The following is a 9,997-nucleotide window of genomic DNA, read 5'->3' on the forward strand; positions in this document are numbered from 1 at the left end:
TCCGCACCCACCTTCCCCCCGCCGGGCCTCTTGACGCCACCCCCGCGCAGGTCAGGCGTCGTCCGAGAGGGCCGGGACGACGGCCACGGGGCCGTGCGCGTGGTGCAGTACGGCGTGTGCGACGGAGCCGACGGCGAGGCCGCGGAGGCTGCGCCTCGGGTGGTGGCGGCCCACCACGACGAGGGCCGCGGACCGGGATGCCGCGACGAGGCCGCCCGCCGCGTCGCCGGGTACGGCGGCCTGCACGACGGTGGTGTCCGGTGCGCGCTCGCGGTGCGGGGCCAGGCGCCGGCTCTGGGCGGCCAGCATGTCGCGTTCGGCGGGCGCGGTGTCGGTGCCGTCCGCGAGACCCTCCGGGGTGAGCACCGTGAAGGGGGTGTCCGCCACCACCACGGGTGACGGCGGGACGGCGTACGCCGAGAGGACCTGGAGGTCCGTGCCGCGCGAGGCCGCCTCGGCGAAGGCGAAGGCGATGACGTCGTCCGGGGTCTCGTCGACGTGCAGCCCGAGGACCACCCGGCCGGCGGAGGGGCCGGCCGTGTCGCCGGCGGCTGCGTCGCGCGCCTCGTGCGGGACGACGACGACCGGGCAGGGGGCCGTGCCGGAGACGGCCCTGCTGTTCGATCCCAGCAGCAGGGCCGCGAAGCCGCCGCGCCCGCGCGAGCCCATCACCAGCATCCGCGCGCCCGAGCCGATCACCCGCAGGGCCTCCGGGACGGAGCCGGTCAGCGACTCGTAGCGGATGTCCTCCGGGGCGCCGGGGGCCTCCGCGAGCAGGGCGCGGATCCGCTCCGCGACCGGGTCCTCCCATGCCGCGGGGGCGCCCGGGTCGGCGAGGGAGGACCGGCGGGCGACGTACAGCTGGGCGCTGTCGGGCAGCACGTGGGCGACGACGAGTCCGGTGCCGTGCCGCACGGCCGCGGCGCACGCCCATTCGAGGGCGCGCAGGCTGTGCTCGGATCCGTCGACGGCCGCGATCACCGGTGCATTGGTCACGTGACCAGCGTGCTGGGCGCCCGGCCGGGCCGCATCCGCAGGCGCCGGGCGGGGCGCGCACACCCGCCCGGGCGGGCGCCCGGGCGCACGGGGGTGCGCACACCGCGTAGCCTTTTGGGTGTGGGTCGCGAAAACGTGCGGCCGTTTTTGCTGGTCGCAGGTCGAAACCCGACTCTTGAGCCTTGGAGGATGCTGTGCGTTTGCAGGTCGTCGATCACCCCCTGGTGGCGCACAAACTGACCACCCTGCGCGACAAGCGCACCGACTCCCCCACCTTCCGCCGGCTCGCCGACGAGCTGGTGACCCTCCTCGCCTACGAGGCCACCCGGGACGTCCGCACCGAGCAGTCCGACATCGAGACGCCGGTCGCCCCGACCACGGGCGTGAAGCTGTCGCACCCGCGTCCGCTGGTCGTGCCGATCCTGCGCGCCGGCCTCGGCATGCTCGACGGCATGGTGCGGCTGCTGCCGACGGCCGAGGTGGGCTTCCTGGGCATGGTCCGCAACGAGGAGACCCTGGAGGCCTCCACGTACGCGACGCGCATGCCGGAGGACCTCTCCGGGCGCCAGGTGTACGTGGTCGACCCCATGCTGGCGACGGGCGGCACGCTGGTCGCGGCCATCCAGGAGCTGATCAAGCGCGGCGCGGACGACGTGACGGCCGTGGTGCTCCTGGCCGCGCCGGAGGGCGTCGAGGTCATGGAGCGCGAGCTCGCGGGCACGCCGGTGACGGTCGTGACGGCCGCGGTGGACGAGCGGCTCAACGAGCACGGCTACATCGTGCCGGGGCTCGGCGACGCGGGCGACCGCATGTACGGCTCGGCCGAGTAGGGGATCTCCCGGCCCCGGTGCCTCGCGGCGCCGGGGCTTTCCGGCTTCCGGCCTGCGGCAGGTGCCACGCCTGCCGCAGGCGCCTGCCGCGGACGCCGACGCCTGCCGCCGGCGGGTCAGCAGGCCGGTGCGGCCGCCGGCTTGGGGTGGGCCAGCAGCGCCAGCTCCTGCTCCGCGGTCGCCTTCGGGCTCAGCTCCGTGAAAGCGTCGCCGAGGATCAGGTCGATGTCGGCGCCCTCGCGGGCGTCGCTCTGCAGGGTGTCGCCCGCGAGCTGCGTGCCGAGGACGGAGTAGGCCGCCTTGTCGGTCTTCGGCGAGCCGAGCAGTATCCCCGTCCCGGGGACCTTCTTGTCGAAGTCGGCGGGGGCGTTGCCGACCTGGCCGACCGTGAACCCGCGCGCCTTCAGCTCGTCCCCGACCGCCTTGGCCAGGCCCGCGCGCTGGGTGGCGTTGTAGACGTTGACGGTGATGTCGGCGGGCTGCGGCAGGACCACCGCGGGGGCGCTGGCCGGCGCGGCCGAGGCCGCCCCGCTGCCCTTGTCGGGGCACTTCCCGCCGGCGGCGGCGCGCCGTGCGTCGCCGCCGCCCTCTCCGCGGAACACCTGGATGAGCTGCAGGGATCCGTAGCCGAGCAGGGCGGCCCCGAGGACCGCGCCGAGTACGGCGAACACGATCCGGCGGCGGCGCGGTCGCCGGCTCAGGCGGGGGTAGGCCGCTCCCGTGACGCGGTACTTTCCGCCCATGCCGGGGGGAGTGAGCATGCTCATGGGCGCAGCGTAATACCGGGCGGAGAGCTTGCCCACCAAATGATCTGTTGATAGGGCAAGACCGACCCGAAAGGCGCAATTCGCATCAAGCGGGAGGCGGGCGGGGGCGCGACGGGCCGCCGCGGCTGTCGCGGAGGGCCGCCCGGTGCGGTGGCCGGGCCCGCCGTCAGTCCATTTCGAGGACGCGCGCGTGCAGGACCTGGCGCTGCTGGAGGGCCGCGCGGACCGCGCGGTGCAGGCCGTCCTCCAGGTACAGGTCGCCCTGCCACTTCACGACGTGGGCGAAGAGGTCCCCGTAGAAGGTCGAGTCCTCGGCGAGCAGCGTCTCGAGGTCCAGCTGCCCCTTGGTCGTCACCAACTGGTCGAGCCGGACCGGGCGCGGGGCGACATCCGCCCACTGCCGGGTGGTTTCCCTGCCGTGGTCGGGGTACGGCCGCCCGTTTCCGATGCGCTTGAAGATCACACGGAAAGCCTACCGGGCCCGCGCCTGCGGGCGCAGCCTCACACCGGCGGTGCAAAAGTGGCATACAGCATCAAAACGGGAGGGTCGTATGAGTGAGAGCACCGCTCCGCAAGCGTCGCCGGCCGACCGGATCGCCGCCGGGTACTCCTTCACCGGCCCGGCCCTGGAACTGGGCGCGCTCCTGTGGGACGGCGCCTGCCTGCCGGACCGGGGCGTCCGCGTCCCGCTCGCGGTCCTCAACCGCCACGGCCTGATCGCCGGCGCGACGGGGACCGGCAAGACGAAGACCCTCCAGCTCATCGCCGAACAGCTGTCCGCGAGCGGCGTCCCGGTGTTCCTCGCCGACGTCAAGGGGGACGTCTCCGGCATCGCGGCCCCGGGCGAACCGCACCCGAAGACGGCCGAGCGCGCCCGCGAGGTCGGCCAGGACTGGCAGCCGGCCGGCTGCCCCGCCGAATTCCTCTCGCTCGGCGGCATCGGGCCGGGCGTCCCGGTGCGCGCCACGGTGACGGACTTCGGGCCGGTCCTGATGTCGAAGGTGCTCGGGCTCAACCGCACCCAGGAGCAGTCGCTCGGCCTGGTCTTCCACTACGCCGACGCCAAGGGCCTGGAGCTGTACGACCTGAAGGACCTGCGGGCCGTCGTCGCGTTCCTCGTGTCGGACCGCGGCAAGGCCGAGCTGAAGGACATCGGCGGCATCTCCGCGGCGACGGCCGGGGTGGTCCTGCGCGCCCTCACCGCGTTCGAGCAGCAGGGCGCAGGCGTGTTCTTCGGCGAGCCCGAGTTCGACACCGCCGATCTGCTGCGGACGGCGCCCGACGGCCGCGGCGTCGTCTCCCTGCTGGAGCTCCCGGCCGTGCAGGACCGGCCGCAGCTGTTCTCCACCTTCCTGATGTGGCTGCTGGCCGACCTGTTCGCGGCCCTGCCCGAGGCGGGCGACCTCGACAAGCCGAAGCTCGTGTTCTTCTTCGACGAGGCGCACCTGCTCTTCGACGGTGCCTCGAAGGCCTTCCTGGAGGCCGTCACCCGGACGGTCCGGCTCATCCGCTCCAAGGGCGTCGGCGTCTTCTTCGTGACGCAGACCCCCAAGGACGTGCCGGGGGACGTGCTGGCCCAGCTCGGCAACCGGGTGCAGCACGCGCTGCGCGCGTTCACCCCGGACGACGCCAAGGCGCTCAAGGCCGCCGTGCAGACCTACCCCCGTTCGGAGTACGACCTGGAGGAGCTCCTGACGGGGCTCGGGACCGGCGAGGCCGTCGTCACCGTGCTCGACGAGAAGGGCGTCCCGACGCCGGTCGCGGCGACCCGGCTGCGGGCCCCGCAGTCGCTGATGGCGCCGGTCGGGGCGGAGGCGCTGGACCGGGCGGTGCACGCCTCGCCGCTGCACGCGCGCTACGGGCAGCCGGTGGACCGCGAGTCGGCGTACGAGAAGATCACCGCGGAGCAGGCCGCCGCGGAGGCGGCGGCGGAGGCCGAGGCGGCGCGGGCGGAAGCCTCGCGGGCGGAAGCGGAGACGGAGACTGCGCGTCCGCATGAGCCCCGCCGGACCGCGGAGAAGCCGTCGCCGGTGCAGCAGGTTTTGGGGAGCGGAATCTTCCGCTCGCTGGCCCGTTCGGTCGGCACCCAGCTGGGCCGGGAGATCTCCCGCTCCCTCTTCGGGACCGCCCGGCGCCGCAGGTGACGGATGGGCGCTTCGCCGGGTGACGCATCGGCCGCCCCCGCTGCCACACTCGACCCATGCGGACCGAACTCACCGACACCACGTCCAGCAAGGTCGACCGGGCCCTGCTCGAAGCCCGGCGCGCCATCGGAAGCCCCGCCATGGGCCTGGTCCTGACCCTCGTCATCGCCACCGATGAGGAGAACGCCTACGACGCGATCCGCGCGGCCACGGAGGCCTCCCGGGAGCACCCCTGCCGCATCATCGCGGTGGTCAAGCGCTCCTCGCGCGGCCCGCACCGGCTCCGCCAGACCCGGCTCGACGCCGAGCTGCGGGTCGGCTCGGACGCCGGGACCGGCGAGATCGTCGTGCTGCGGCTGCACGGGGCGCTCACCGAACAGGCCGGCTCCGTGGTCCTGCCGCTCCTCGTCCCCGACGCCCCCGTCGTGGCCTGGTGGCCCGCCGACGCCCCGGCCGACCCGGCCCGCGACCCGCTGGGCGCGCTGGCGCAGCGCCGGATCACGGACTCCGAGACGGCCGCCGACCCGGTGGCCGCGCTGGCCGCGCAGGGGGCCGCGTACGCCCCCGGGGACACCGACCTGGCCTGGACCCGGCTGACCCCCTGGCGGGCGCTGCTCGCCGCCGCGCTGGACCAGAAGCCGCTGCCCGTGACCGGCGCGGCCGTGGAGAGCGAGGCCGGGAACCCGAGCGCGGAGCTCCTCGCGCGGTGGCTGGAGGACCGGCTCGGCGTCCCGGTGGAGCGGATCGCCACCGGCGGGCCGGTCATCACCGGGGTGCGGCTGGGGACCCCCGAGGGCGACATCCGCGTGGACCGGCCCGACGGGGCGCTGGCCACGCTGCGCCTGCCGGACAGCCCGGACCGCACCGCCGCCCTGAAGATCCGCAGCACGGCCGAGCTGCTGTCGGAGGAGCTGCGGCGGCTGCACGCGGACGAGGTGTACGCAGCCGCCCTGCGGCGCCGCCCGGTCCCGGCCCCGGTGTAGCGCGGGGTGGCGGCGGGTCAGCCGCCGGGCGCCCTGGCCGCCTTGGCGGCCTTGGCCGCGGCCTTCAGCTCCTGCTTGTGCGCCCGCACCCGGGCCAGCGACTCCGGGCCGGTGATGTCCGCCGCCGAGCGGTAGACGTCCGCCTCCCCGTAGCCGCCGGCGGCCTCCCGCCAGCCCTCCGGCCGTACGCCGAGCCGCTTGCCCAGCAGCGCCAGGAAGATCTGCGCCTTCTGCTCCCCGAAGCCCGGCAGCGCCTTCAGCCGCTCCAGCAGCTCCGCGCCGGTCGCGACGCCGTCCCACAGCGCCGCCGCGTCCCCGTCGTAGTGCTCGACCAGGTACGCGCACAGCTGCTGCACACGCTTCGCCATCGACCCCGGATAGCGGTGGACGGCCGGCTTCCGCGCCAGCAGCGCGGCGAACTCCTCCGGATCGCAGGCGGCGATGGCATGGGCGTCGAGGTCGTCCGCGCCGAGCCGCTGCGCGATCGTGTACGGCCCGGCGAACGCCCACTCCATCGGCACCTGCTGGTCCAGCAGCATCCCCACGAGCGCGGCGAGCGGGCTGCGTCCGAGCAGCTCGTCGGCCTCCGGGTGCTGGGACAGGCGCAGGGTGATGTCCATGGCTCCAGCCTCTCGCGCGGCCGCGCTCCGCGCGCGGGCGGCGCACCGCGCGCCTAGCGTGGAACACCGGACGGAGCCCACGACACAGGAGTCGATCGACCATGGCGGAGTTCTCCGAGGGCGCGCCCTGCTGGGCGGACGCGATGTTCAAGGACGTCGAGGCGGCGAAGGCCTTCTACGGGGAGGTGCTGGGCTGGACCTTCGGCGAGGCGGCGAGCGAGTACGGCAACTACACGCAGGCGTACTCCGACGGCAAGGCGGTCGCCGCCGTCGTCCCCCCGATGCCCGGCACCGAGGCCCCGTCGCAGTGGTGCCTCTACTTCGCCTCGCCCGACGCGGCGGCCACCGCGGAGAAGATCAGGGCGGCGGGCGGCGAGGTGATGATGGGCCCGATGCAGATCGGCACGTACGGCACCATGCTCATCGCGAAGGAGCCCGGCGGCGCGGTCTTCGGCGTCTGGCAGCCGGACGAGCACCGCGGCTTCGAGAAGATGGGCGAGCCGGGCTCCTACACGTGGGCCGAGGTCTTCACCCGCGACCCGGAGCGGGCCGACGCCTTCTTCCCGCGGGTCTTCCCGTACAGCGCCCAGCAGATGCACCCCGACGGCAGCCCCGAGGAGGAGGGGATGGACTTCCGGGTCTACAGCGCGGGCGGGCCCGAGCACCCGGTGCTCGGCCGGATGGCGATGGGCGGGGACTTCCCGCCGGAGGTCCCGCCGTGGGTGCAGCTGTACTTCTCGGTCCCGGACTGCGACGAGGCCGTGGCGAAGGCGCAGAGGCTGGGCGGCAGGCTGCACTTCGGGCCCATGGACAGCCCCTTCGGGCGGTTCGCGGCGCTCGCCGACCAGCAGGGCGCGGCGTTCGCGGTCATCGACACCTCGACCACCCAGGGCGGCATGCCCGCCATGACGGACGTGTAGCGGTGCACCTGAGCATCCGGAACCGGCTGGTCGGCCGGGTGACGGCGGTCGTCGGCGGCGAGGTGATGACGACGGTGGGGATCAGGCTGGAGGGCGGCGCGGACATCGTCGCGGCCATCACGAGCGACGCCGCCCGGGAACTCGACCTCAGCCCCGGCTCGGCGGTGACCGCCCTGGTCAAGGCCACCGACGTGGCGCTGGCGGCGGGCGCCGTCGAGGGCATCAGCATCCGGAACCAGATCTCCGGCACGGTCGCCGGCATCACCGAGGGCGGGGCCATGGCGTCCGTGCGCATCGTGGTGAACGACGGCGAACTGACCGCGGCGATCACCCGCGACGCCGTCGAGGCGCTGTCCCTGGCACCCGGCTCCCACGTGGTGGCCCTGATCAAGGCCACGGAGGTGGCCCTGGCCACGGCCTGACGGGCCACGGCCCTCGGGCGTGGAGCAGGGGGAGCGGCTTGTGCGGAGCAGCGAACGACGAAGACCCCGGCCGCTGTGCGGTCGGGGTCTTCGTCTCGCCCTTTCAGGCGGCTGCGGAGGATACGAGATTCGAACTCGTGAGGGGTTGCCCCCAACACGCTTTCCAAGCGTGCGCCCTAGGCCTCTAGGCGAATCCTCCGCGACGAACAATACAAGACGTTGAGGGGTGCTAGCGAACTCGATACCCGGGCCCTCCATCCGCTAGGGTGGGGGAAGCCCCTCACGTGGCGCTATCTCACCCAACTCCCCCAGGGCCGGAAGGCAGCAAGGGTAAGTGGGCTCTGGCGGGTGCGTGGGGGGCGTTTGCGTTCCCGGACGGGGCGGGCGGGTCGTGGGCCGCCGGATGTGCGGCGGGGCTGTTTGTCGGCGGGCCCGGATAACCTCGTAGACGTGTCGTCCCTTGCGCTGTACCGCCGCTACCGCCCCGAGTCGTTCGCCGAGGTCATCGGCCAGGAGCATGTCACCGCTCCGCTGATGCAGGCCCTGCGGAACAACCGGGTCAACCACGCGTACCTGTTCAGCGGGCCCCGCGGCTGTGGCAAGACCACCAGTGCGCGGATCCTGGCCCGGTGCCTGAACTGTGAGCAGGGTCCCACTCCCGATCCGTGCGGGGAGTGCCAGTCCTGCCGGGACCTCGCGCGCAACGGGCCGGGGTCGATCGACGTGATCGAGATCGACGCCGCCTCGCACGGCGGTGTCGACGACGCCCGTGACCTGCGGGAGAAGGCGTTCTTCGGGCCGGCTTCCAGCCGCTACAAGATCTACATCATCGACGAGGCGCACATGGTCACCTCGGCGGGCTTCAACGCCCTGCTGAAGGTGGTCGAGGAGCCTCCGGAGCACCTGAAGTTCATCTTCGCGACCACCGAGCCCGAGAAGGTCATCGGGACGATCCGGTCGCGGACGCACCACTACCCCTTCCGGCTCGTGCCGCCCGGGACGCTGCGGGACTACCTGGGCGAGGTCTGCGGCCGCGAGGGCGCCAAGGTCGAGGACGGCGTGCTGCCGCTCGTGGTGCGGGCCGGCGCGGGCTCCGTGCGCGATTCGATGTCCGTCATGGACCAGCTGCTCGCGGGCGCCGGCGACGAGGGTGTGACGTACGCCATGGCGACGTCGCTGCTCGGCTACACGGACGGGTCGCTGCTGGACTCCGTCGTGGACGCGTTCGCCGCGGGGGACGGGGCCGCCGCGTTCGAGGTCGTCGACCGCGTCGTCGAGGGCGGGAACGACCCGCGCCGGTTCGTCGCCGACCTGCTGGAGCGGTTGCGCGACCTCGTGATCCTCGCCGCCGTGCCCGACGCCGCGGAGAAGGGGCTGATCGACGCCCCCGCCGACGTGCTGGAGCGGATGCAGGCGCAGGCCTCCGTCTTCGGCGCGGCCGAGCTCAGCCGCGCCGCCGACCTGGTCAACACCGGTCTGACCGAGATGCGGGGCGCCACCGCGCCGCGGCTCCAGCTGGAGCTGATCTGTGCGCGGGTGCTGCTGCCCGCCGCGTTCGACGACGAGCGGTCCTTCCAGGCCCGCCTGGAGCGGCTGGAGCGGGGCGGTGCCGTCATGGCGGGGGCCGCGGCGCTCGGGGCGCCCCCCGCCGTGCCCGTGCCCCCGCCCGTGGCGGCCGCGCCGCAGCCGCCGGTCGTGCAGCCCGCGGCGCCGCAGCCCGCCATGGGCTACTCGCCCGGTCCCGAGGCGCACGCCATGGCACCGGTGGCGGCACCGCCGGCCCAGCCCGCCGCGCCGGCCGCCCAGACCGCCGCGCCCGCGGCGGAGGCTCCCGCGGCGCCGGGGGCGTGGCCCGGGGCGGCCAAGCCCGGTTCCGGGGTGCGCGGCGCCTGGCCCACCGCCGCCGCGCCCGGCCAGGGGGCTCCCGCTCCCTCCGCTCCGGCACCGGCGGCCCCCGCCGCTCCCGCCCCTGCCGCCGCGGCGGCTCCGGCCGCGCAGCCCGCGCCGGGCATGGCGGCGGGCGCCGGGCAGGTGCAGGCGATGTGGCCCGGCATCCTCGACGCCGTCAAGAACCGCCGCCGCTTCACCTGGATCCTGCTCAGCCAGAACGCCCAGGTCACCGGCTTCGACGGAACCACCCTCCAGCTCGGCTTCCCCAACGCCGGAGCCCGCGACAACTTCGCGAGCAGCGGCAGCGAGGACGTGCTCAAGGCCGTCCTGGCCGAGCAGTTCCAGGTCAACTGGAAGATCGACGCCGTCGTCGGGGGCGGCCAGCCCGCCCCGCCGCCGTCGGCGTACGGCGCCCCGGCGTACGG

General features: G+C 74.5%; 10 protein-coding genes, 1 tRNA gene and 1 other RNA gene. 7 read left to right on the plus strand and 5 right to left on the minus strand.

Annotated elements, in window-relative coordinates:
• Positions 1 to 51: 51 nt before the first annotated feature.
• Entirely contained in the window at positions 52 to 996 is a 945-nt protein-coding gene (locus EF903_RS21405; RefSeq protein ID WP_260615726.1) for a universal stress protein, read from the minus strand.
• 194 nt (positions 997 to 1,190) lie between these two features.
• On the opposite strand from EF903_RS21405, the gene upp reads away from it, so the two are divergent.
• Positions 1,191 to 1,826 (plus strand): uracil phosphoribosyltransferase, encoded by a 636-nt coding sequence (gene upp, locus EF903_RS21410; protein WP_114058231.1) that lies wholly within the window; start codon positions 1,191 to 1,193, stop codon positions 1,824 to 1,826.
• A 116-nt stretch (positions 1,827 to 1,942) separates the two neighbouring features.
• Here upp and EF903_RS21415 read toward each other — a convergent pair whose 3' ends face one another.
• Both EF903_RS21415 and EF903_RS21420 read right to left on the minus strand, forming a co-directional pair.
• Positions 1,943 to 2,593 carry a LytR C-terminal domain-containing protein gene (locus EF903_RS21415; protein WP_125545568.1) on the minus strand — a complete coding sequence of 217 codons (651 nt, stop codon included), beginning with the start codon at positions 2,591 to 2,593 and terminating at the stop codon, positions 1,943 to 1,945.
• A 166-nt stretch (positions 2,594 to 2,759) separates the two neighbouring features.
• A complete protein-coding gene (locus tag EF903_RS21420; protein WP_114058229.1) occupies positions 2,760 to 3,056 on the minus strand; it encodes a type II toxin-antitoxin system VapB family antitoxin in 297 nt (98 codons plus the stop codon).
• Between the two features lie 88 nt (positions 3,057 to 3,144).
• On the opposite strand from EF903_RS21420, the gene EF903_RS21425 reads away from it, so the two are divergent.
• Together EF903_RS21425 and opcA are read left to right on the plus strand one after the other, a co-directional pair.
• On the plus strand, positions 3,145 to 4,737 hold the full coding sequence (locus tag EF903_RS21425; RefSeq protein WP_125545570.1) for a helicase HerA-like domain-containing protein: 1,593 nt from the start codon (positions 3,145 to 3,147) through the stop codon (positions 4,735 to 4,737).
• Positions 4,738 to 4,793: 56 nt separating this feature from the next.
• On the plus strand, positions 4,794 to 5,720 hold the full coding sequence (gene opcA, locus EF903_RS21430; RefSeq protein WP_125545572.1) for a glucose-6-phosphate dehydrogenase assembly protein OpcA: 927 nt from the start codon (positions 4,794 to 4,796) through the stop codon (positions 5,718 to 5,720).
• A 17-nt stretch (positions 5,721 to 5,737) separates the two neighbouring features.
• Here the strand turns inward: opcA and EF903_RS21435 are convergent, their stop codons facing one another.
• Positions 5,738 to 6,340, minus strand: coding sequence for an HhH-GPD-type base excision DNA repair protein (locus EF903_RS21435; protein WP_125545574.1), 603 nt, complete (start codon positions 6,338 to 6,340; stop codon positions 5,738 to 5,740).
• 101 nt (positions 6,341 to 6,441) lie between these two features.
• On the opposite strand from EF903_RS21435, the gene EF903_RS21440 reads away from it, so the two are divergent.
• The gene (locus tag EF903_RS21440; RefSeq protein ID WP_125545576.1) at positions 6,442 to 7,260 is read left to right on the plus strand and encodes a VOC family protein; all 819 of its coding nucleotides are present in this window, start codon (positions 6,442 to 6,444) and stop codon (positions 7,258 to 7,260) included.
• Positions 7,261 to 7,262: 2 nt separating this feature from the next.
• Positions 7,263 to 7,682 carry a molybdopterin-binding protein gene (locus EF903_RS21445; protein ID WP_125545578.1) on the plus strand — a complete coding sequence of 140 codons (420 nt, stop codon included), beginning with the start codon at positions 7,263 to 7,265 and terminating at the stop codon, positions 7,680 to 7,682.
• Positions 7,683 to 7,796: 114 nt separating this feature from the next.
• Here the strand turns inward: EF903_RS21445 and EF903_RS21450 are convergent.
• Positions 7,797 to 7,881, minus strand: a tRNA-Ser gene (locus EF903_RS21450).
• Between the two features lie 73 nt (positions 7,882 to 7,954).
• Between EF903_RS21450 and ffs the strand changes: the two genes are divergently transcribed.
• Positions 7,955 to 8,049: signal recognition particle sRNA small type (gene ffs, locus EF903_RS21455), an RNA gene on the plus strand.
• An 83-nt stretch (positions 8,050 to 8,132) separates the two neighbouring features.
• Positions 8,133 to 9,997: DNA polymerase III subunit gamma and tau (locus EF903_RS21460; RefSeq protein ID WP_125545580.1), on the plus strand; the 1,865-nt coding region annotated here is incomplete at its 3' end.

Source organism: Streptomyces sp. WAC05292 (genome assembly GCF_003949955.1).
Lineage (GTDB): Bacteria > Actinomycetota > Actinomycetes > Streptomycetales > Streptomycetaceae > Streptomyces > Streptomyces globosus.